The organism is Polynucleobacter necessarius (assembly GCF_900096765.1).
Classification (GTDB): Bacteria; Pseudomonadota; Gammaproteobacteria; order Burkholderiales; family Burkholderiaceae; genus Polynucleobacter; species Polynucleobacter necessarius_F.
Genome location: NZ_LT615228.1, coordinates 662,803 through 685,641, shown reverse-complemented (window position 1 = coordinate 685,641; position 22,839 = coordinate 662,803). Strand labels below are relative to the sequence as shown.

Sequence of the window (22,839 nt, the reverse complement as noted above, 5' to 3'; positions counted from 1 at the left end):
AAAATAAGGCATGACGCAGCCATACGCACCGTTAATACAGCAAATGATGCGGGAGTTTCAGAATCAACATCTTGATGCTACTGAGCGTATAGCCCAATCGATACTGCGAATTAATCAAAAAGATCTGGTTGCTTTGCAAGTGTTGGGGCTCTCTTTGGCAATGCAGGGTCGCATCCCAGAGGCTGTTGTCCCGCTAACAAAGGCGGCATCGTTGGATGGAAAAAATCCAGAACTACTCAATAACTTAGCCAAAGCACAACAGGGTGCCGAGCTTTATGCTCAAGCCCTAGAAACTTACCAAAAGCTAAATAGACTGGTTCAAAACAATCCTCAAATCCTCACGGATATGGGTACTGCTTATGGCAAGCTGGGGCAGTTTGATAAAGCATCCGCATGTTATGAAATGGCCATAAATTTAGCGCCCAACTATTTTCTAGCTTGGTCTAATCAAGGAAATTTATTGGTAGAGCAAGGTTTGCCAGAGCAGGCTCTTGTATCTTATGAAAATGCATTACAGTTAAATCCCAGCTATGCAGAGACGTGGACTAATTACGGTAACGCTCTATATGATTTAGGCCGGTTTGAGGAGTCGCTGAAGGCTCATGAAAAAGCGTTAACCTTAAATCCGCTTTACGGCGAAGCTTGGTCAAATCAAGGCAATACATTGCAGGAGCTCAAACGTGGTGAGGAGTCCTTGCAGAGCTATCAAATGGCCTATGAACTCGTTCCAGAGCACCCATTTTTAATTGGCCAGTTACTGAATGCGTATACCACCCAATGTGAATGGAATCAAAGTCAAGAGCTGATTGAAAGGGGGGTCAAAGAAGTTGCCCAGCTCAAAAGCGCAATCCCTCCATTTATCCTACTTCAAACGCCTGCTTCTTTGGAGCATCAGAAAAAAGCTGCCCAGGTTTATATACAAAAGCGCGTTCATGTTATCAATTCAGGATCTATTCCACTGTCATCGCCGATAGCCGGTCGAAAAATTCGGATAGGATATTTTTCTAGCGACCTCAAAGATCATCCGGTTGGTATCTTGATGGAACACATCATTCGATTACACGATCGAGGGCGTTTTGAAGTGATTGGAGTTACATTAAATAAACCCACTAGTGATGCATTGGAGTCTCGTTTAGCGAAATCTTTTGATCGTATGATTCCTCTCCACGGATTAAATGATGCTCAAGCGTGCGAGATTGTTCGTGAGCAACAATTTGATATTGCGATTGACTTAAATGGTCATACCGCCAACGCTAGAACGGGTTTGTTTGGGCTCAAGCTTGCACCAGTTCAGGTGAATTATTTAGGTTATGCGGGTACCCTTGGCGCCGATTTTTACGACTATCTAGTTTGCGACCAAATTGCCGTACCCCCTGAGCATCAGTCATATTATGTTGAGAAGCTTGCTTGTATGCCCCATTCATTTTTTCCGGCTGATAGCATTATTTCTCATGAGGAATTTGGGCCAATTCCTTCAAGACAAAGTCAAGGTCTTCCAGATAGCGGATTTGTATTTGCCTCATTCAACAATTCCTATAAGATCACGCCCCAGATCTTTGACGTATGGATGGAATTATTAAAACAAACTCCAGGTAGTGTTTTATGGCTTTCTAAGCCTTCAGCCGCTGCTATAGCAAACCTCAAGCAGCACTCTCATATGCGTGGAGTGGATTCCAACAGGATTCTTTTTGCTGAGCGTGTTCCATCTAGGGTAGATCATTTAAGTAGATTGCGTTTAGCAGATTTGTTTTTAGATACTCCGTACTTTAATGCGCACACTACTGCTGCTGATGCTTTATGGGCGGGTCTGCCTGTGTTGACGATCTTAGGCGATACATTTGCTGGAAGGGTCGCAGCCAGTCAGTTAACAGCTCTTGATATGCCCGAGTTAATTTCAGAATCAATGCAATCTTATTACTCGAAGGCCTTGGAATATTCTCACAATCCAGAGTTATTAAAGCAAATCAAAAACAAGTTGTGTGATCACCGTTTAACCAAATCCTTATTCGATACACATCAATACGTCAAAGATTTGGAAGCACTATATATCAGTTTTGTTGAGGAAAAATCCTAGTTAGCTACAGATGTAGGTGTCCACACGGGCTCTTTCTTGCTTCCCTTAGCGATTTCAGCAAGAATCTTCTCATGTTGCTGACATTCATCTGGGCTTGCGGCGAAAACTTTTAAGTTCGTAGGAATAGGTTTGGTGTTGCCCGAAGCATCAGCGCCTACGGTGTAATCAATCAAATCAATTGAGAGGTCTTCTTGACCTCTGGTCATGGCAATATACACTTCAGCTAAAAGTTGTGCATCAAGTAAAGCGCCGTGAAGAGTGCGATGCTCATTGCTGATGGAAAAGCGCTCGCATAATGCATCTAAAGAGTTGCGCTTGCCTGGAAACATTTGCCGAGCATCTAACAAGGTATCAATGATTTTTGACGCAAGACTTCGAAATGGAGGGCGCTTTAGCAAGGCAAATTCATTATCCAAAAAGCCTAAGTCGAACGCAGCATTGTGAATAACAATTTCAGCGCCATCAACAAATTCAATCAGTTGATCAACGATGCTACCAAAAACAGGTTTATCAGACAAAAACTCTCTTGAAAGACCGTGTACAGCAAATGCACCAGCATCAATATCTCGTTCGGGATTGATGTAATAGTGAAAGGTGCGATCAGTTAAGCGACGATCAATGACTTCAACGCATCCAATTTCAATCACACGGTCGCCGGTGGCAGGATTAAGGCCTGTTGTTTCTGTATCGAGAATAACTTGACGCATTAGGTTCCCTCTAGAACGGAAGCCGGAATATCCATTGGTCCATTACCTGCATACTTATCCAAGTACAAATAAATTACCGGGGTAATGATTAAAGTAACAAATTGAGAGAAAATTAACCCACCGGCAACGCTAATACCTAAGGGCTGTCGTAGCTCAGCACCAGCTCCGATGCCTAAAGCAATTGGCAACGCTCCCATCAGCGCAGCAAATGTGGTCATCATAATTGGACGGAATCGCAATATACACGCTTCCCGAATTGCTTTCTCAGGCGTCATGCCTTGGGTACGCTGTGCCTCTAAAGCAAAGTCGATCATCAAGATCGCATTTTTCTTGACAATACCAATCAGCAATAAAATGCCAATAGAAGCAACAACAGTGAGCTCAAAGCCGAAAACTCTTAAGGCTAATATCGCCCCAATTGCTGCGGATGGTAATCCTGCCAAAATCGTAAGAGGGTGTATATAGCTCTCATAAAGAACACCCAGCAGAATATAAATTACGCCCAAGGCGGCAAAAATCAAAATTAACTGACCTGATTGATTGCTTTTAAATACTGCAGCATCTCCACTGTAGCTGGTAATAATCGATGGCGGCAAGTCAATTTGTTTAGTGTATTCCTCAATCTTCTTGGTGGCATCACCAAGAAAGACATCTGGAGCCAAGTTAAACGAAAGGGTAACAGCAGGGATTTGACCTTGATGATTAACTGCGGTCGGGCCAACTGTTCTGGTGTATGTGGCCAAGCTAGACAAGGGGATTAACTTATCAGTGGCTCGACCACGAACAAAGATCTTGTTTAAATCGGTTTCATATTGGCGATCATCTTCAGATGCCTCAAGAATGACGTAATATGTGTTGACGGGAGTGTAGATGGTTGAAACTTGCTTCTCGCCATAAGATGAATAGAGCGCAGTTCGAATATCCGCAATGGAAACACCTGCGCTTGCAGCCTTTTCACGATTGATATCAATCTTAACGTTCAAACCTTTTAATTGAGAGTCACTGGTTACATCGCGGAACATTGGGTCAGCACGCATCTTCTGCATGAGTTTATCGGCCCATTCATTAACGCCTTCAAAGCCGACACTTTGCAAAATAAACTGATAGCGACTCTTACTATTTTTGCCACCAAGCTGAAGGTTTTGAACAGGGCGCATGTATACCTGAAGACCGGGTAGTTCTTTGAATTTAGCCCTTAAACCCTCCATCACCTTAGACATTTTTTGACAGTCGGCCTTGTCTTTCAGAATGATGAATATACGTCCAGTATTGGTGCCTGAGCTAGCGCCACCACCAACAACCGAAATTGAGCTTGCTACATTCGGGTCAGAGTTGACCAATTCGGCGGCTTTATCTTGTAGCGCTAACATCGCTTTAAAAGAAATATCTTCTGATGCTTCAGTGGTAGCCTGAATTTGTCCAATATCCTCTTCAGGAAAGAATCCCTTGGGGCTGTACACAAATAGAACTATAGTAATTACGAAGGTTGATACTGCGCCCCACAATACTCTTTTGCGGTTATGCAGCGCTAAATCTAAATAATGGATATAGGTTTTGAGCATCCAATCAAAGAAACGATCAAACTTTTTATTGATTTCGTATTCTTTGGCATGCTGACCAGGTTTTGGTAAAAAACGGCTGCACAACATTGGTACAACGGTTAAAGAAACAAGTGCTGATACCAATATAGATAAGGAAACAACGACCGCAAATTCTCTAAACAGAAGGCCAATAGGACCCGCCATAAAGAAGAGGGGAATAAATACGGCAACCAAAGAGATAGAGATAGAAATGATGGTGAAGCCCACTTCTTTACTTCCTTTTAAGGAGGCCTTCAGCGGTTCCATGCCTTCCTCAACATAACGCATGATGTTTTCAAGCACCACGATTGCATCGTCAACTACCAAGCCTACCGCTAGCGTGATTCCTAGTAAGGAAATATTGTCTAGGCTATAACCCAAGAAATAGAGCAAGAAGAAGGCACCAATTAATGAAATTGGCAAGCTGATTGAAGGAATGATCGTGGCAGAAATATGCTTTAAGAAAAGAAAGATCACCAAAACTACAAGCAATACCGTGAGTGCAAGTGTGTAATTGACGTCATGTATCGCTTCGATAATTGACAAAGAGCGGTCATTCAATAGTTGGAGTTTGATGGACTCCGGCATTTGTTTTTGTAACTCTGGTAATAGCTGTTTTACAGCCCTAACAACTTCAACAGTATTAGCGCTGGGTTGACGAAGTATGGCAATTGCAATGGAGCGTTCGCCATTTGCGCTAGCCAGAGTCTTCACATCTTCGTAACTCTCGCTAACTTCGGCAATGTCTTTTAAGTAAATAGGCAAGCCATTTTTTTGACTAATGATCAGGTTGCCGAACTCTTCTGGTTTAACAAGTTGAGGATTGGCACATAAATTGTGATTGATTGCCTAGGGTCATCCAAGACACCAACAGGGCTATTAGCATTGGCTTTATTGATAGCAACCGCTACCTCATCCATGGTCAGATTGCGATTGGCTAGCGCATCTGGATGGACTCTGACACGAACTGCGTAGCGCTTGGCGCCATAGACAAGAACCTGAGCTACTCCGCTAATCGTGGAAATATTGGGTGACAAGAGGTTTTCTGCATAAGCATTCAGATCCGATAAATTTACCGAGGGAGAACTCATGCGTACTACTAGCACAGGGGTATCGGCCGGGTTGACCTTGCGGTAGGACGGCGGAATCGTCATCTCGATCGGAAGACGCTTTTGTGCGCGTAATAAAGCAGCCTGAACATCGACTGCAGCCTTATCAATATCTCGATCGTTATTGAATTCAAGGGTGATGCTAGTGCTGCCTAAAAAGTTTGTGGAGCTGATGACGGTAATGCCATCAATGGTTGAAAATTCTTTTTCTAAAGGCAGCGCCACAGAAGCAGCCATGTTCTCGGGCGATGCACCCGGTAATGAGGCGCTGACTGAAATAATTGGAGAGTTAAAGCTTGGTAGTGCTGCTACAGGAATTTTTAGATAGGCGACTGTACCGGCAATGACGGTTGCGATTGAAAGCAACACCGTCATCACGGGACGACGAATACATAACTCAGAGAGCGTCATTTTTTATCGCTAGCAGAAGGAGTCGTTGCGGATGCTCTGGGAGTTTCGGATGGCACATTTGAAGATTTAGCCTCACGAGTTTTGCTGCCGGGGCGTAAATTTTGTTTTCCTTCAACAACTACTTTATCGCCCGCCTGAATGCCTGTGATTACAGACGAACCTTGGTACTCGTATACGACTTTGACTGGATTTAAAACTGCTTTGCCATCCTTATCAAGTGTGTAGACAAATTTACCACGTGGGTTAATCACAACGGCTTGAGAGGGAACGAATAAGGCATCTTTTAGATCGCTTGCCACAAGAGATACCTGCGCGAACTGCCCGGGTAAGAGCGTCATATCGTCATTTGGAATTTGAGCCTTCACTCTTACAGCCGCAATTGAAGGATCCACCTGATTATCGATAACAAGAACCGTACCTTGATAGACCTTTTTACTGGAATCACCAACGGTGACTCTAACCTTCAGAGGCTCACCATCGAGTTGGTTTTCTAGTAATGTGGGTATGTCCTTTTCGGGGATAACAAACTGCACATTAATTGGATTTAATTGGGTAATCGTAACCATTGCGCCCACACTTGAAGTAGAGCTGGTGGCTGTTGAAACTACGTTACTGGCTTGCACCAAAGAACCTGGGAAAACATTCACAATACCAGCGCGACCATCTATTGGGGATTTGATGTAATCAAAGGATAGTTGCACTTCAGCAGCTTTGGCGGCAGAAAGAGCAGACTTCGCATTAGCGGATGAAGTATCTAAGCCAGCTTTAGAAATGAAATTCTTGGCAACCAATTCCTTAGCTCGTAGATATTGGGCTTGCGCATCATCAGCCAAAGCCTTGAGTTTCTCGTAGTTGGCTTTATCGTTACGGTCATCTAGTTGAAAGAGTAGGTCACCCGCTTTGACCTCTTGTCCATCTTTTACAAAGATTTTGGCAACCGTATTGGTAATCATTGGCCGTATATCAACAATGCTATTAGACACAATGGTGCCTGTAGCCTCAATGATAAGAGGGACATCTCTCTTCTCGACAACCATTGTGCTCACAGTGATTGGTCCCCTAGCTTTATCGGCTGCTGGAAAAAAATAATCGTAAGTCTTGGAACCTGCATACAGAGCTATCAGCACCAACAAGATACGCCACTTGTATTGAATGGCGAATGTCTTGATAGTCGCAAAATTCAATTGTTTGAGCTTTTGCGTATGCGGTGAATATTTTTGCCAAAGGGCGCACAAACGCGACTTAGTGGCATTTTTCAGCTGGCCTAGTTTGGCCACTAGCTGATCCAGAGAAGATTCTATTTTTGACACAGTCTCGTTTTTTTATGGTTTTAATGCAGTTTAGAGGCCTTTAGAGCTTTTCTATTTTCTCATAAGACCTCGCTATAAGTGTAAGTAAGAGGCTGATGAGCTCTAGGGTAAAAACTCCTCAACGCCTTTATTGGCTAACTGATCTGCTAGCTCATTGCCAGGGTGACTATTGTGACCACGGACCCAGTGCCATGAAATATCGTGATCGGGCAATAAGGCGTCCAACTCTTGCCATAAATCGGCATTTTTAACGGGTTCCTTGCTGGCAGTCTTCCAGCCACGCTTTTTCCAACCCTCCAGCCATTCCGTGACCCCTTTTTGAACATATTGGGAGTCTGTCCACAACTCAACCGAACTTCTTTGTTTGAGGGCTTTAAGCGCAAATATGACTGCGCAAATTTCCATGCGATTGTTGGTGGTGAGCTTTTCACCTCCATGCATGTGCTTTTCGTGGTTACCGGAGCGCAACACCGCACCCCAGCCGCCTGGACCTGGATTACCTTTGCAAGCACCATCGGTATAGATAACGATGTGAGGTGTTTGGGATGGTTTGCTGTTGGGCATAACCGTAATTTACTGGTTTTGCTTCTGATTAACCGAATCCCCGAGCTGATTGCGTTCGGCAGCAGGAGCTAGTTGTGGAATGGTCGGCACGCGGACGGTTTGGATTTGGCCAATGAGCCTCATTCCTCGATGTCGTTTGATGGCCGATACTAAAAATACCGCTCCAAAAATAGGCCACCAACGATTTCCCATGGACTCTAGGTAATCCATGCGATTCATGGCTGATTCCCCTTGAAGGGGTAGCTTATAACAGCCAAAATGTCCACGATCTAAGGAGTAATTTAGTAGCTGTAGCCAATCTTTCACACGAATCAGGCCAATGAATTGACCATCCCTTGGAAGGTAGGGGTTGCCAATTAATCGGCTTAAATACTGTCGCGCTCCCCACAGGCTTGCTGGATTAAATCCAGAGATGATCAGTCGCCCCTCGGGCCTCAATACTCTATCCACTTCTCGCAGGATTTGGTGCGGATCAGCCGCAAACTCTAAAACATGGGGTAGGACTATCAGATCAATACTCTCATTAGCAAATGGTAGGTCTGCAGAACTGCCTACAATTTGGTGCCAGGCAAAACGATCGGCTTCTGCTTTACTGTCGTTTGAGCTCATCAATAGGGCGTGTAAAGGCATGCGGTTTTCTGTGAGTGCATTAATTTGGGGCAAGCCAATTTGCACAGCATGAAAGCCAAATACATCGGCAACTATTTGATCAAAGCATTTCTGCTCCCAGCTCAGAACGTAACGTCCAGGGGGTGAATGCAGCCACTTTTCCCATGAGCTCCATGGGGGTGCGGGCTTCTGAGAAGGAATGGGTGGGGTTGGTATCATCACTCTATGGATAAGAATACTTTATTGCAAGTTTGGCCTATTCCGGCTTTTGATGACAATTACATCTGGTGCATTCATGATGGCAAATCCGCTTTGGTTGTTGATCCAGGTGATTGCGTACCCGTTTTGGATTATCTAGCGCAGCACCATCTCAAACTCAAGGGCATTGTAATTTCCCATCATCACGCTGACCATACTGGCGGTATTTTGAAGCTTGTGGATGCTCTAGGTGGCTCAATCTCTGTTTATGGTCCAGCGGGGGGAACAACATTCCAGGCCGCACTCAGATTGTCAGGGAAGGTGACAAGATTGAGTTTGTGTCACCCCGTATCAGTTTTAAAGTGTTTGAAGTTCCTGGGCACACTTTAAGTCACATTGCTTACTTTGCAAATATGCAGGCCAATGTAGTAGAGCCCATGCTGTTTTGTGGGGACACTCTTTTTGCAAGTGGATGCGGTCGTCTCTTTGAGGGCACACCAATCCAGATGACTGAGTCACTGGCTTTGCTGCCTTGCCAAAAAATACCTTGGTGTACTGTACCCATGAATACACCTTATCTAATATTCGGTTCGCGCTTGCAGTAGAGCCAAATAATACCAACCTAATTTCTTGGTCCGAGCAAGCAAACGCTTTGCGAGAGCAGGGCTTGCCAACCTTGCCAACAACCATTGGGCAAGAGTTGCAAGTCAATCCATTTATGCGTTCTGATCAACCTGAGGTTATTGAGTCAGCCAAGGCTATTTCAGGTCAGGCACAGCTTCCCAGTCCCGCTCATGTATTGGCAGTAATACGAGCCTGGAAAGATCAATTCTGATGCGCGTGTTGTATGTGGCAATTGCAATTGCCGCCTTCTTATCCGGATGTACAAGTACTGGGGATTGGTCATCCGATACACCCGCTAAGGGTAGCTCAAAATCTTCCAAGGCCACCCGCGTTAACCTAAAGAATCAGTCTGTTAGCAAGGTCTATGCACCTTCTGATAATTTATGGTTACGTATTCGTGATGGCTTTCAAATGGAGCCTATGAATAGCCCGCTGGAGATTGAACAGGTTCGTTGGCTTAGCGCAAGACCGGATTACGTGAACCGCTCAATGGCGCGTTCATCACGCTATTTGTTTTATATCGTCCAGGAAGTCAATGCGCGCAATATGCCCACAGAAATTGCTTTGCTACCTTTTGTTGAGAGCGCGTTTGTAACGAATGCAAAGTCAAATGCAAAAGCAGTGGGTTTATGGCAATTTATGCCGGCGACTGGAAAAGACTTTCAATTAACTCAAAACGTATTTCGTGATGAGCGCCGCGATGTACTGCAGTCAACCGATGCAGCACTTGATTATTTACAACGGCTAAACAATCAGTTTGGCAGTTGGGAGTTAGCTCTAGCTGCCTATAACTGGGGCGCCGGAAATATTGCAAAGGCGCAAAAGAAAAACATTGCTCTGGGTTTACCGACGGATTATGAGAGCCTTACTCTGCCAAGAGAGACGCGTAATTACGTACCCAAACTCATGGCTTACCGCCAAATTGTTTTGGACCCATCTGCCTACGGCATCGTATTGCCCGAATTAGAAAATCACCCTTATTTTGTCGCAGTAGATGTTGGAAATGACATCGACGTTTCTTTGGTAATTAAATTGGCGGAAATTCCACCGGAAGAATTTCAAAGCTTAAATCCCTCGTTTAATAAACCGGTGATTCTGAGTAATGCAAATCAGCAAATTTTGTTGCCATTTGGATATGCTGAGATTTTTCAAGAAAATCTTAAAAAATATAACAAGCCCCTCTCAACCTGGACGGCAGTAAAGGTGGGTAAAACCGAGAGTGTCGATCAAGCCGCTAAAACGCTTGGCGTAGATGCCGACGCATTAAGACAGGTCAATGGCATACCCAAGGGGATGCGGATTAAAGCTGGATCAACTGTGTTAATTCCAAAAACTAGCGGACATTCTGGGGATGTTCCTTCGACCATGGCAGATAACGCCAGTTTGAGCCTAGAAAAACCGCCTCCACCGCAACCAAAATGCGCATCGTCTGGTAAGAGTGCCAAGGGCTCAAAAAATGCAAAGGGTGCCAAGACTTTGAAGTGTGAGCCTGCAAAAGGAGTGCAAAATGTCGCTTCTAAGGGTAATTCTTCATCAAATAATGCTGCATCTCAGCATAAATCCGCATCGACAGGACTTGCAAAATCTGCGAAAAATATTAGTTCGTTGCCCCCTACTGGCAAAACTAGCAATAAGGGGGCGAGCAAAAACTAGTAATTTCGTCCATTTAGATTAGGTTGATCATGTCCTATAAAGCACATCACGAACGCTCAATTAAAGACCCAGACGGATTTTGGGGTGAGCAGTCCAAGTTAATTCACTGGGAAAAACCATTCGATAAGGTACTGAATTACGACAATCCTCCATTTGCTAAATGGTTCGAAGGTGGTTTAACCAATCTTTGTTACAACGCGGTAGATCGTCACGCTAAAGAACGTCCAAATCAAATCGCACTGGTAGCTGTCTCCACAGAAACCAATCTAGAAAAAGCCTATACCTACCAAGAGCTATACGAAGAGGTCAATCGTATGGCTGCTATTTACAAAGCAAACGGCATCAAAAAAGGTGACCGCGTGTTGATTTACATGCCAATGATTGCCGAGGCTTGTTTTGCAATGCTAGCTTGTGCTCGTATTGGAGCAATTCACTCGGCAGTGTTTGGCGGCTTTGCATCACATAGTTTGGCATCTCGCATTGATGATGCTCAACCAAAAATGATTGTGACAGCTGAAGCTGGCGCACGGGGCGGCAAAGCAGTTCCCTACAAGCCTTTATTAGATGAGGCCATTAAGCTGGCTAGTTACAAACCTGAGAAGGTGCTGATTGTTAACCGTGGTCTTACCGAATTTACAACTGTTGCCGGTCGTGACTTGGATTACGCCACAGAACGTCAGAAGCATATAAACGATCTCGTGCCGATCGAGTGGGTAGATGCAACTCACCCCTCATATATTTTGTATACCTCAGGCACAACTGGTAAGCCAAAAGGGGTGCAACGCGATACCGGTGGCTATACCGTTGCCTTAGCCGCCTCTATGAAACACATCTTTACCGGAAATGCTGGTGAGACCATGTTCTGTACATCCGATATTGGCTGGGTGGTTGGACATAGCTACATCATTTATGCACCATTGCTCAGCGGCATGGCAACCATCATGTACGAAGGTACTCCATTACGTCCTGATGCTGGTATTTGGTGGGAGCTTGTGGCCAAGTACAACGTGTCAGTCATGTTCTCAGCCCCTACAGCAGTTCGTGTTCTGTTCTTAAGAAACAAGATCCTGCATTCTTAACCAAACATGATTTAACTAAATTACGAGCATTATTTTTAGCGGGCGAACCTTTAGATGAGCCAACTGCAAGCTGGATTCATGATGCGATTCAAAAACCTATTGTTGATAACTATTGGCAAACAGAAACTGGCTGGCCAATGCTAGCGATCCAGCGTGGCGTTGAAGTCATGCCGCATAAGTTTGGCTCTCCAGGTGTTCCTTCATTTGGTTACAACATGAAATTGCTTGATGATGCAACTTCAGAAGAGCTTGGGCCAGATCAAAAAGGTGTTATAGCTATTGAGGGTCCATTGCCGCCGGGATGCATGCAAACCGTTTGGGGTGATGACAAGCGTTTTGTAAGTACTTATTGGGAAACAATTCCGGGCAAATTGATTTACTCGACATTTGACTGGGGCATTAAAGATAAGGATGGTTACTTCTTTATTTTGGGTCGTACCGATGATGTGATTAACGTTGCAGGACACCGTCTTGGCACTCGTGAAATTGAAGAGAGTATTTCTAGCCATCCCAATATCTCTGAAGTTGCTGTGGTCGGAATCGAAGACAAGCTCAAGGGTCAGGCGGCGATTGCGTTCGTTATTCCGAAAGACGCCTCTAAAGCTGAAAATCTTGAAAAAGAGTGTATGAAGACCGTAGATAGCCAGTTAGGCGCTATTGCACGCCCAGGACGTGTTTATGTGGTGACAGCGTTACCCAAAACTCGTTCAGGCAAAATTGTGCGGCGCGCGCTCTTCAGGCGGTGGCAGAGGGCCGTGATCCTGGTGATATCAGCACCATGGAAGATCAAGCAGTCTTGGCGCAAATTAAGACCATCATCGAACAAAGCGCGCCAGCTTAATTTCTTGGTTTGCCGTTACAGAGCTCCTCCTGGGTCAGCAGACCCAAGGGGGCGGTGACCTGCAACCCCTATTTGGCTAGTGATTTGGGGGTTTATTGAGCAAAACTGGTATCATTACAAGGTTCGAAACTTAATAAATACCCTAGCGCTTAAAGACACTCACCTCCCGCATATACAAGCCCCCGGGTTGGTCTTTTTGTGGGGGTTTGAGCGTCGGATGGAGCAGGGACTGGAGATGGTTTGTCACCCTTGCTTCCTTCTTTTCCTCCTGCCGTATTGGCCTTAGCCGATGGCACTATATTTCCCGGTTTTAGTATTGGCGCCCCCGGCGAGACAACTGGTGAAGTTGTTTTCAATACTGCTTTAACAGGTTATCAAGAGATCATTACCGATCCGAGTTATTCACGTCAAATCGTTACATTGACCTATCCCCACATTGGCAACATTGGCGTAAATGCACAAGATGCCGAATCCGATCAAGTTCATGCTGCTGGTCTCGTGATTAAAGATTTGCCAAAGCGGGTATCGAATTTCCGCTCAGAAGGTGGTCTTGATAATTACCTGATTAAAGCCGGAATCCTAGGCATTGCTGGAATTGATACCCGAAAACTAACTCGTATTTTGCGTGACCAGGGCGCTCAATCAGGCGCAATTGTTGCTGGCAAGGTGGGTGACGATTATGAGGCGCTTGGAATCAAAGCTTTGGAGCTTGCTAAAGCCTTTCCAGGTATGGCCGGATTAGACTTGGCACAAGTAGTCACCACCAAGAAATCATATGAATGGCGTGAGGCTGAATGGGATTTACATGGCCCAGAAGGCAAGCCAGCATATAGATTTTTAGATAAATCAAAGCCAGCGAAAAAAGTGGTTGCTTATGACTTTGGGGTTAAGCGCAATATTCTGCGCATGCTTACTGAGCGGGGTTGTGAACTCACGGTCGTGCCTGCACAAACGAGTGCTGCAGAAGTGCTTGCAATGAACCCAGATGGCGTATTTTTCTCAAATGGCCCTGGAGATCCTGAGCCTTGCGATTACGCTATTGCTGCTGCAAAAGAAATTATTTCCAAAGGCATGCCAACTTTTGGGATTTGCTTAGGCCATCAGATTATGGGTTTAGCGGCAGGCGCTAAAACTTTGAAAATGAAGTTTGGTCATCATGGCGCAAACCATCCTGTTAAAGATTTAGATACTGGTCGTGTTGCGATTACCTCACAGAATCATGGTTTTGCAGTGGATGCGAATACTCTTCCCGAGAACATCCGCGTGACCCATGTCTCTCTATTTGACGGCTCATTACAGGGCTTGGCCTGGAGCGATAAGCCAGCACTGTGTTTCCAGGGGCATCCTGAAGCTTCTCCTGGGCCGCACGATATTGCCTATCTATTTGATCGATTTGTGGAGCTGATGAATGCTACCAGCAAGAAGGAGGGCAAATAATGCCTAAGCGTAGCGACATTAAGAGCATTTTGATTATTGGCGCCGGTCCAATTGTGATTGGCCAGGCATGTGAGTTTGACTATTCAGGCGCTCAAGCTTGTAAAGCATTGCGTGACGAAGGTTACAAAGTCATTTTGGTTAACAGCAATCCTGCAACCATCATGACCGATCCTGAAATGGCTGACGTTACTTATATCGAACCCATTACCTGGGAAGTGGTAGAACGAATTATTGCCACTGAAAAACCAGATGCAATTTTGCCAACTATGGGTGGTCAAACAGCGCTCAATTGCGCCTTAGATTTGCATCGCCATGGTGTTTTAGAGAAATACGGCTGCGAACTAATTGGCGCATCGCCAGAAGCAATCGATAAGGCAGAAGACCGTCAGAAATTTAAAGATGCTATGACCAAAATTGGTCTGGGTTCTGCTAAGTCCGGTATTGCTCACTCCATGGATGAAGCCCATGAAGTGCAGCAGCGAATTCAAAAAGAAACTGGTAGTTCTGGTTTCCCGGTTGTTATACGTCCATCCTTCACTATGGGAGGATCAGGTGGCGGAATTGCATACAACCGTGAAGAATTTGAAGAGATTTGTAAGCGTGGTCTTGATTTATCACCAACCCGAGAATTATTGATTGAAGAGTCCTTACTCGGTTGGAAAGAATTTGAGATGGAAGTGGTGCGTGATCGCAATGACAATTGCACCATCGTTTGTTCTATTGAAAACTTAGACCCAATGGGAGTTCATACTGGTGACTCTATTACTGTAGCGCCAGCGCAAACATTGACCGATAAAGAATATCAATTGATGCGAAATGCCTCAATCGCCGTTCTCAGAGAGATTGGTGTTGATACTGGTGGTTCCAATGTTCAGTTCTCCATTAATCCATTAGACGGTCGCATGATTGTGATTGAGATGAATCCACGTGTTTCTCGCTCATCCGCATTGGCATCTAAAGCTACTGGTTTCCCAATTGCCAAGATTGCTGCAAAACTTGCAGTGGGCTATACGCTGGATGAATTGAAAAACGATATTACTGGCGGCGCAACACCTGCATCGTTTGAACCATCTATCGACTATGTGGTTACTAAAATTCCGCGTTTCGCATTTGAAAAGTTTCCACAAGCAGATTCCCGCTTAACTACTCAGATGAAGTCTGTTGGAGAAGTGATGGCTATTGGCCGTACCTTCCAAGAGTCATTCCAAAAGGCATTACGTGGACTAGAGGTTGGTGTGGATGGCTTGGATGAAGTATCTAACGATTTGGATGACATCATTAATGAAATCCATGAGCCTGGACCGGACCGCATTTGGTATCTAGCGGATGCTTTCCGAATGGGCATGGGTTTAGATGAAATCTATAACGAAACTAAGGTTGACCCTTGGTTCTTAGAACAGATTGAAGAGCTTATTACTATTGAAACAGAACTGAAGTTACGCAAGATTGATAGTCTTTCCTCTGCAGAACTGCGCTTTGTAAAACAAAAGGGATTCTCAGACCGTCGCCTAGCTAAATTGCTCGGTGTTGATGCTTCGTCAGTTCGGGCTGCTCGGCATCGTTTAGGAGTGCTTCCTGTATATAAGCGCGTAGATACTTGTGCTGCTGAGTTCTCAACTAATACGGCCTATATGTATTCAACTTATGAGGCTGAGCATGGTGAATGTGAATCACGTCCAACTACCAAAGAAAAGATTATGGTGTTGGGTGGTGGCCCTAATCGTATTGGGCAGGGTATTGAGTTTGACTATTGCTGTGTTCATGCCGCTTTGGCAATGCGCGATGATGGTTACGAAACAATCATGGTTAACTGCAATCCAGAAACGGTTTCTACTGACTATGACACCTCTGATCGTTTGTACTTTGAGCCATTGACACTTGAAGATGTTCTCGAGATTGTTGCTAAAGAAAAACCAAAGGGCGTGATTGTTCAATATGGTGGTCAAACGCCACTGAAGTTGGCTTTAGATTTAGAGCGTAATGGTGTCCCGATCATTGGTACATCACCTGACATGATTGATGCAGCAGAAGATCGTGAGCGCTTCCAAAAATTGTTACAAGATCTAGGATTACGTCAGCCGCCTAATCGCACTGCGCGTACCGAAGATGAAGCATTGAAGTTAGCTGAAGAAATTGGCTATCCATTAGTTGTCCGTCCATCTTATGTGCTTGGTGGTCGTGCCATGGAAATCGTTCATGATGGCCGTGATCTTGAGCGTTACATGCGCGAAGCTGTCAAGGTTTCACATGATTCCCCAGTTTTGCTAGATCGCTTTTTGAATGACGCCATTGAGTGTGATGTCGATTGCATCAGTGACGGTGGCAAAGTCTTTATCGGTGGTGTGATGGAGCATATTGAGCAGGCTGGTGTTCACTCTGGTGACTCAGCTTGTTCATTGCCTCCTTATTCTCTTTCTGATGCAACCGTTCAAGAAATCAAACGTCAAACTGCGGCTATGGCTAAAGGCCTCAACGTTGTTGGATTAATGAACGTTCAGTTTGCGATCCAAAATGTCGACGGTAAGGATGTGATCTATGTGCTGGAAGTTAACCCACGCGCCTCTCGTACCGTGCCGTTTGTTTCTAAAGCAACTGGCTTACAGTTAGCCAAGATTGCAGCCCGTTGCATGGTGGGTCAAACATTAGAGCAGCAGGGCATTCATGTTGAAGTAAAACCGCCATATTTCTCTGTAAAAGAAGCAGTCTTCCCATTTAATAAATTTCCAGGCATTGATCCAATACTGGGACCAGAGATGCGATCTACTGGTGAAGTGATGGGTGTTGGTAAAACCTTTGGTGAAGCCCTCTTTAAGTCCCAGCTTGGGGCTGGCATCAAATTGCCTAAGAGTGGTACCGTGCTGCTCACTGTCAAAGATAGTGATAAATCCAAGGCAGTTGAAGTTGCTCAGCTTTTGCATCAATTAGGTTTCCCAATGGTTGCAACCAAAGGAACTGCGGCTGCAATTGAGGCGGCTGGTTTACCAGTTCGGATCGTGAATAAAGTGAAAGATGGTCGTCCACACATTGTGGATTTCATTAAAAATGGCGAAATTTCTCTGGTGTTTACAACCGTGGATGAGACTCGGACTGCAATTGCGGATTCACGCTCTATCCGAACTAGCGCTCAGGCCAATGGCGTGACTTATTACACCACTATTAGTGCTGCACGCGCAGTCATGGATGGTTTGCTAGCTTCCCAAAATGGCAGCAAAGAATCGCTTGAGGTCTATTCGCTACAAAACTTACATCGGGCACTCATTTAATCTAAAATTGACTTTACTGGCGCGTTTTGCGCCTTCATTTACGTTAGGTTAGTAGCATGAGCACAATCCCAATTACCAAGCGTGGTGCAGAGCTTTTAAAAGAAGAGTTGCACCGCCTTAAGCATGTCGAGCGTCCGGCAGTTATTAATGCTATTTCAGAAGCACGAGCCCAAGGAGACCTTTCTGAGAATGCTGAATATGATGCCGCTAAAGAAAAGCAAGGGTTTATCGAAGGCCGTATTCAAGAGCTTGAAAGTAAGTTGTCCGCAGCCCAAATCATTGATCCCGCATCCCTAGATATCTCTGGTCGTGTTGTGTTTGGCGCCACTGTTGATCTTGAGGATCTAGAAGACGGTACAAAGTTTACTTATCAAATTGTTGGAGACGATGAAGCTGATATTGAATCCAACAAAATCTCGATTAGCTCGCCAATAGCTCGTGCACTTATTAGCAAGGAGGAGGGTGACGTAGTCGCCGTTCAAGCTCCTGGAGGTAATCGCGAGGTTGAGATATTAGCTGTCAAATATATTTAATGACTCGAGGCTTCAACCCGAGATTTTTCTCCTGCATTTGTGGATTTTGGGTTGGTAGTTTCGTAACGGTTGGCTTTCTGGTAGTTCCAATTCTGTTTTCTAGTTTGGGTGATCGCCAGGTTGCAGGATTTGTAGCCGCTAATTTGTTTAAGATCTGCGCTTATGCCAGTGTTGGCTTAAGCGCTTTTTTAATGGTCATGGCCAATCACCTGGTAAGGTGTGGTTTTGGTGCTTATCGCCCTATACGCTGGGTTTTATTGGGAATGCTGGCTTGCGCGATTAGCGAGGCCTTCATCATTATTCCTTGGATGAATTCTTTAAGAGATCAAGCTTTGTTCTTGGGCCTATCTGTGCGAGAGTCTAGTCATGCAATTCTTTTTGGACGACTTCACCATAGCTCAAGCGTCATTTTCTTTATTCAAACTATTCTTGGTTTGATATTAGTTTGGCGCTCAACCAAAAACGCAGACTAGAGGCGTTCGCTTTTTTTTGTGTTGGCGTTAGGAGCCTAAGGACTTCTTTTTAGTGCTGCTCATGCGCACTTTACGTTTCTTAATCGGCGCCGGTGCCGCGACTGCTTTGCGATAGCCTGGAGATGACCAGCCAATCTTCGATTCAGCCGCCTCAGAGCGCAGAATGCGTTTCTTAGACGTTCCTGACTTCACTGCTGCGGCACGTTCGAAAGGAGACTTGTTTGTAGCGAACGGCGATCTGATCTCTCTGAGCTACTAGTGCGAACACTGGGCTTGGAGATAGTGCGATTCGGTTGACGTTTAGTACGAGATGCTTTTAATGACTTCTTTGTCTGTTTGCTGGAGCGCCCTAGGTTGGCATAAGCCTCATCGACGATGTCCTTAGGTTTCCAAAGAACTAATAGTTTGCCAATATGTTGTACGGGCGCGGCATTTAATTTGTCGCATAACTCTTCGTAAATAGCGATTCGCGCCTCACGATCATCCCCAAAGACCCGAATCTTGATTAAACCGTGATGTGCAATAGCAGATTTAGCTTCTTTAATGACAGCAGGGGTTAATCCATCTCCGCCAACCATAACAACAGAGCTTAAGTCGTGCGCATCTGCTTTGAGGGATTTACGTTGGGCGGGAGTATTAGTGCAGTCATGGCCTTGATGATAGAAGCATCAAGACCAAAAATAGCTGTTTTAAGCACGTTTTCAATCGATTTAGATCGATTCCTTTTGCTTTAGGGGTCATAAATCAGGAAAATACAGGGCGAACGTGGGTAAGTTGTGGCGAAGAATAAATTTAACAAAAGTTGGTTGCAGGATCATCTAACTGATCCATATGTGAAGATGGCTCAAAAAGAGGGCTATCGTGCTAGAGCGGTTTATAAGCTCAGTGAAATTGACGAGCAAGATCATCTGATTAAAGCAGGTATGACTATTGTTGACTTGGGTAGCGCTCCAGGTAGTTGGTCTCAATACGTGCGCAATCGTTTAACTGAGTTGGGCAAAAGCAATCCCAATATTGAATCTGGCAAACCAGATGGTCAAATTATCGCCATTGATATCTTGCCTATGGAGGATATTGCCGATGTTAGTTTTATCCAGGGCGATTTTCGCGAAGAGGAGGGTCTTGCTGCGTTGGAAGCTTTGCTTCCAGCAAATGCGGATGGGAAGGTTGATTTAGTTCTATCGGATATGGCTCCGAATCTGTCTGGTGTTGGTGTGGCTGATGCTGCAAGAATGGCGTTTCTGGCAGAGATTGCCCTAGATTTTGCCGTCGCTCACCTCAGGCCAGAAGGTGCTCTATTAATCAAATGTTTTAATGGTAGTGGATATAGCCAAATTGTGGAGTCCTTTAAAAAAGTCTTTAAAACAGTCGCCTCTCGAAAGCCAAAGGCTTCTAGAGCAAGGTCTTCAGAGATTTTTTTGTTGGGCAGAAACCTAAAGCCGCACAAATAAGCAATCATCGCTGAAAAGAATTAAAAACCCCCTGATTTACATGGGTTTATCAAATAAATATGCCATTAGCCCTTGAAAAAGGGTGGTAGTAGAATCAACTACTTAGTTAGCAATTCGCTTTTACTCCTGGATTAATCCAGAAAAGGACTTATTTTGAACAGCAATATGTTTCAAAAAATCGGTGTGTGGCTCATTGTGGGCTTGGTGCTCTTTACGGTTTTCAAACAGTTCGATAAGCCCAAAGAACAAAATCAAGTCACTTATTCCCAATTCATGGACGATGCCAAAGCTGGTAAAGTCAAAAGGGTGGATGTGCAAGGACGGACATTACAAGTTACACCCGTTGATGGCAATAAATACTCCATTATTTCTCTAGGTGATATTTGGATGGTTGGCGATTTAATGAAGTACGGTGTTCAGGTAACTGGTAAAGCCGAAGATGAGCCAAACTTGTTAGTTTCAGCGCTGTATTACCTAGGGCCTACTCTATTGATTATTGGTTTTTGGTTTTTCATGATGCGCCAAATGCAAGGTGGCGGCAAAGGAGGGGCATTCTCTTTTGGAAAATCAAAAGCTCGTCTGATTGATGAGAATAGTAATACCGTTACTTTCGCTGATGTCGCTGGATGCGATGAGGCAAAAGAAGAGGTTTTTGAGCTAGTGGACTTCTTAAAAGATCCGCAGAAATTTCAAAAACTGGGTGGGCGTATTCCTCATGGTGTTTTACTAGTGGGCCCTCCCGGAACTGGTAAAACTTTATTAGCTCGCGCCATTGCCGGTGAAGCTAAAGTACCATTTTTCTCCATCTCTGGTTCTGATTTTGTTGAAATGTTTGTTGGTGTTGGCGCATCTCGCGTGCGCGATATGTTTGAAAATGCTAAGAAAAATTCTCCCTGCATCATCTTTATCGATGAGATTGATGCAGTAGGTCGCCATCGTGGCGCCGGTATGGGTGGTGGAAATGACGAACGCGAACAAACCCTGAACCAAATGCTCGTTGAAATGGACGGCTTTGAGAGCAATAGTGGTGTGATCGTAGTAGCTGCAACAAACCGTTCCGACGTGCTTGATAAAGCTTTGTTGCGTCCAGGACGTTTTGATCGTCAAGTGCACGTTGGTCTGCCAGACATTCGTGGTCGTGAGCAAATCTTGCAAGTACACATGCGCAAAGTTCCGATTGATCCTGATGTTAATGCGGCAGTATTAGCAAGAGGCACCCCAGGATTTTCTGGTGCGGACTTGGCTAATCTGGTTAATGAAGCCGCTTTGTTTGCTGCACGTCGCAATAAGCGTTCGGTAGATATGAAAGATTTCGAGGACGCTAAAGACAAAATATATATGGGCCCCGAGCGCAAGTCAGCCGTCATGCGCGAAGAAGAGCGCCGTAATACGGCTTATCACGAGTCTGGTCATGCGGTAGTGGCGAAGTTGCTGCCAAAAGCTGACCCTGTGCATAAAGTCACTATCATGCCTCGTGGTATGGCTCTTGGTGTTACTTGGCAGCTCCCTGAATTTGATCGCGTGAATCTGTACAAAGATCGCATGCTAGAAGAGTTGGCAATCTTATTTGGTGGTCGTGCTGCTGAAGAAGTGTTTTTGCACTCCATGAGTACAGGAGCATCGAATGACTTTGAACGCGCCACCAAGATGGCCCGAGATATGGTGACTCGCTACGGTATGAGTGATAGTTTGGGTACCATGGTTTATGTTGATACCGAATCTGAAAGCATCTTTGGTCGTAACAGCACCAAAACTGTTTCTGAATTAACTCAACAAAAGGTGGATGCAGAAATTCGGACATTAATTGATAGTCAATATGCCCTAGCTAAGTCGATCTTGGAGCAAAATCGCGGCAAGGTAGAAACAATGGTTGCAGCTTTGCTTGAATGGGAAACTATTGATGCGGAGCAAATTAACGATATCATGGAAGGCCGTCCGCCACGCGCTCCTAAGCCACCACCAGCAACCCAGTTTGGTAATTCTGCTGGTACAAGCAGGACCTGCGGCAGGTAATGCTCCTGCAACAGCCTGATAAGGCCTAAATGCTCATCTCTGGCATTTTGAATATGCCCACAATATGGCGTTGTGGGCGTTTTGTTTTTGACTTCTCAAAACGCAAGCGGCCTATTGTTATGGGCATCTTGAATGCAACGCCAGATTCCTTTTCTGATGGCGGTAAATACCGGACTGCACATGATGCCATTGCACAAGCGGAGCAGTTGATTGCCAATGGGGTAGATCTGATTGATATCGGCGGCGAATCTACTAGGCCAGGTGCAGAGCCTGTTTCTTTGCAAGAGGAGTTAGACCGTGTGCTGCCGGTTATTGAAGGATTAAAGGATTGTGGTATTCCACTATCAATTGATACTTACAAGGCCCAGACAATGTGCGTCAAGCACTCCATGCCGGCGTTGATTGTGTAAATGATATTTGGGCCTTAAGGCAAGATGGTGCTCTAGATGCTGTATTAGAAAACGCTCATTGCGGTATTCTTCTCATGCACATGCAACGCGATCCACTAACGATGCAATTTAATCCTGATTATCACGATGTGATCACGCAAGTGAAAGAATTCCTGCAAGCACAAGCGGATCTATTGCAAAGCAAGGGCATAGATCACGACCGTATTGCAATTGATCCTGGGTTCGGATTTGGAAAAAATCTGGAGCACAATTTACAGATGTTGGCTCACTTTCAGAAATTTTCGGATCTTGGCTATCCAGTCCTCGCTGGAATCTCCCGAAAATCGATGTTGGGCAAGATAACCGGCAAGGATACCAATGAACGTCTTGCCTCTAGCATTGCTGCTGCCATTATGTCGGCAGATCGGGGGGCAAAAATAATCAGGGTTCATGATGTTGCCCAGACTGTCGATGCACTCAAGCTATGGGAGGCGGTTAATTCTTGAGGCCTTGATAAAGGT

Annotated in this window: 13 protein-coding genes and 5 pseudogenes; 11 read left to right on the top strand and 7 right to left on the bottom strand. The window is 45.0% G+C overall.

Features of this window, described 5'->3' with window-relative positions; translation table 11 throughout:
- The first annotated feature begins 10 nt into the window (after window positions 1-10).
- Window positions 11-2,074 (top strand): O-linked N-acetylglucosamine transferase, SPINDLY family protein, encoded by a 2,064-nt coding sequence (locus DXE33_RS03575; protein WP_114638646.1) that lies wholly within the window; start codon window positions 11-13, stop codon window positions 2,072-2,074.
- Here DXE33_RS03575 and dnaQ read toward each other — a convergent pair.
- From dnaQ to DXE33_RS03550, 5 genes and pseudogenes are all read right to left on the bottom strand, one after another.
- Window positions 2,071-2,781, bottom strand: a complete 711-nt coding sequence (gene dnaQ, locus DXE33_RS03570) for a DNA polymerase III subunit epsilon (protein ID WP_114638645.1) — start codon at window positions 2,779-2,781, stop codon at window positions 2,071-2,073. The genes DXE33_RS03575 and dnaQ overlap by 4 nt on opposite strands.
- A pseudogene (locus DXE33_RS03565) lies at window positions 2,781-5,881 on the bottom strand (efflux RND transporter permease subunit). The gene dnaQ and the pseudogene DXE33_RS03565 overlap by 1 nt, the downstream one beginning before the upstream one ends.
- Entirely contained in the window at window positions 5,878-7,158 is a 1,281-nt protein-coding gene (locus DXE33_RS03560; protein WP_231970360.1) for an efflux RND transporter periplasmic adaptor subunit, read from the bottom strand. Before DXE33_RS03560 ends, DXE33_RS03565 begins: the two are co-directional and overlap by 4 nt.
- Before the next feature lie 135 nt (window positions 7,159-7,293).
- Window positions 7,294-7,755 carry a ribonuclease HI gene (rnhA, locus tag DXE33_RS03555; protein ID WP_114638643.1) on the bottom strand — a complete coding sequence of 154 codons (462 nt, stop codon included), beginning with the start codon at window positions 7,753-7,755 and terminating at the stop codon, window positions 7,294-7,296.
- 9 nt (window positions 7,756-7,764) lie between these two features.
- Window positions 7,765-8,583, bottom strand: a complete 819-nt coding sequence (locus DXE33_RS03550) for a class I SAM-dependent methyltransferase (RefSeq protein WP_114638642.1) — start codon at window positions 8,581-8,583, stop codon at window positions 7,765-7,767.
- A gap of 6 nt (window positions 8,584-8,589) precedes the next feature.
- Here DXE33_RS03550 and gloB point away from each other — a divergent pair.
- From gloB to DXE33_RS03515, 7 genes and pseudogenes are all read left to right on the top strand, one after another.
- A pseudogene (gene gloB / locus DXE33_RS10660) lies at window positions 8,590-9,397 on the top strand (hydroxyacylglutathione hydrolase).
- The gene (locus DXE33_RS03540) at window positions 9,397-10,839 is read left to right on the top strand and encodes a transglycosylase SLT domain-containing protein (protein ID WP_114638641.1); all 1,443 of its coding nucleotides are present in this window, start codon (window positions 9,397-9,399) and stop codon (window positions 10,837-10,839) included. The pseudogene gloB and the gene DXE33_RS03540 overlap by 1 nt, the downstream one beginning before the upstream one ends.
- 29 nt (window positions 10,840-10,868) lie before the next feature.
- Window positions 10,869-12,759 (top strand): annotated as a pseudogene (locus DXE33_RS03535) (propionate--CoA ligase).
- Window positions 12,760-13,008: 249 nt separating this feature from the next.
- Entirely contained in the window at window positions 13,009-14,196 is a 1,188-nt protein-coding gene (gene carA / locus DXE33_RS03530; protein ID WP_114639709.1) for a glutamine-hydrolyzing carbamoyl-phosphate synthase small subunit, read from the top strand.
- Window positions 14,196-17,459 (top strand): carbamoyl-phosphate synthase large subunit, encoded by a 3,264-nt coding sequence (gene carB / locus DXE33_RS03525; RefSeq protein ID WP_114638640.1) that lies wholly within the window; start codon window positions 14,196-14,198, stop codon window positions 17,457-17,459. Before carA ends, carB begins: the two co-directional genes overlap by 1 nt.
- Before the next feature lie 56 nt (window positions 17,460-17,515).
- The gene (greA, locus tag DXE33_RS03520) at window positions 17,516-17,992 is read left to right on the top strand and encodes a transcription elongation factor GreA (RefSeq protein WP_114638639.1); all 477 of its coding nucleotides are present in this window, start codon (window positions 17,516-17,518) and stop codon (window positions 17,990-17,992) included.
- Window positions 17,992-18,465 carry a DUF4149 domain-containing protein gene (locus DXE33_RS03515; RefSeq protein WP_114638638.1) on the top strand — a complete coding sequence of 158 codons (474 nt, stop codon included), beginning with the start codon at window positions 17,992-17,994 and terminating at the stop codon, window positions 18,463-18,465. The genes greA and DXE33_RS03515 overlap by 1 nt, the downstream gene beginning before the upstream one ends.
- Before the next feature lie 27 nt (window positions 18,466-18,492).
- On the opposite strand, the gene DXE33_RS10065 is transcribed toward DXE33_RS03515, so the two are convergent.
- Complete coding sequence (locus DXE33_RS10065; protein ID WP_231970358.1) at window positions 18,493-18,657, bottom strand: hypothetical protein; 165 nt, start codon at window positions 18,655-18,657, stop codon at window positions 18,493-18,495.
- Window positions 18,654-19,043: a YhbY family RNA-binding protein gene (locus DXE33_RS10060; protein ID WP_231970356.1), complete on the bottom strand. Its 390-nt coding sequence runs from the start codon at window positions 19,041-19,043 to the stop codon at window positions 18,654-18,656. Before DXE33_RS10060 ends, DXE33_RS10065 begins: the two co-directional genes overlap by 4 nt.
- A gap of 198 nt (window positions 19,044-19,241) precedes the next feature.
- Here DXE33_RS10060 and DXE33_RS03505 point away from each other — a divergent pair, with 198 nt between their 5' ends.
- From DXE33_RS03505 to folP, 3 genes and pseudogenes are all read left to right on the top strand, one after another.
- The gene (locus DXE33_RS03505) at window positions 19,242-19,916 is read left to right on the top strand and encodes an RlmE family RNA methyltransferase (protein ID WP_114638637.1); all 675 of its coding nucleotides are present in this window, start codon (window positions 19,242-19,244) and stop codon (window positions 19,914-19,916) included.
- 153 nt (window positions 19,917-20,069) lie between these two features.
- A pseudogene (gene ftsH, locus DXE33_RS03500) lies at window positions 20,070-21,948 on the top strand (ATP-dependent zinc metalloprotease FtsH).
- A gap of 10 nt (window positions 21,949-21,958) precedes the next feature.
- A pseudogene (gene folP / locus DXE33_RS03495) lies at window positions 21,959-22,824 on the top strand (dihydropteroate synthase).
- The last annotated feature ends 15 nt before the right edge of the window (window positions 22,825-22,839 follow it).

What these genes read in the sequence shown, in the direction of transcription:
- DXE33_RS03575 (WP_114638646.1), top strand. Translation starts at nt 11, where the DNA reads ATGACGCAGCCATACGCACCGTTAATACAGCAAATGATGCGGGAGTTT.
- dnaQ (WP_114638645.1), bottom strand. Translation starts at nt 2,781, where the DNA reads ATGCGTCAAGTTATTCTCGATACAGAAACAACAGGCCTTAATCCTGCC.
- rnhA (WP_114638643.1), bottom strand. Translation starts at nt 7,755, where the DNA reads ATGCCCAACAGCAAACCATCCCAAACACCTCACATCGTTATCTATACC.
- DXE33_RS03550 (WP_114638642.1), bottom strand. Translation starts at nt 8,583, where the DNA reads ATGATACCAACCCCACCCATTCCTTCTCAGAAGCCCGCACCCCCATGG.
- DXE33_RS03540 (WP_114638641.1), top strand. Translation starts at nt 9,397, where the DNA reads ATGCGCGTGTTGTATGTGGCAATTGCAATTGCCGCCTTCTTATCCGGA.
- carB (WP_114638640.1), top strand. Translation starts at nt 14,196, where the DNA reads ATGCCTAAGCGTAGCGACATTAAGAGCATTTTGATTATTGGCGCCGGT.
- greA (WP_114638639.1), top strand. Translation starts at nt 17,516, where the DNA reads ATGAGCACAATCCCAATTACCAAGCGTGGTGCAGAGCTTTTAAAAGAA.
- DXE33_RS03515 (WP_114638638.1), top strand. Translation starts at nt 17,992, where the DNA reads ATGACTCGAGGCTTCAACCCGAGATTTTTCTCCTGCATTTGTGGATTT.
- DXE33_RS10060 (WP_231970356.1), bottom strand. Translation starts at nt 19,043, where the DNA reads ATGGTTGGCGGAGATGGATTAACCCCTGCTGTCATTAAAGAAGCTAAA.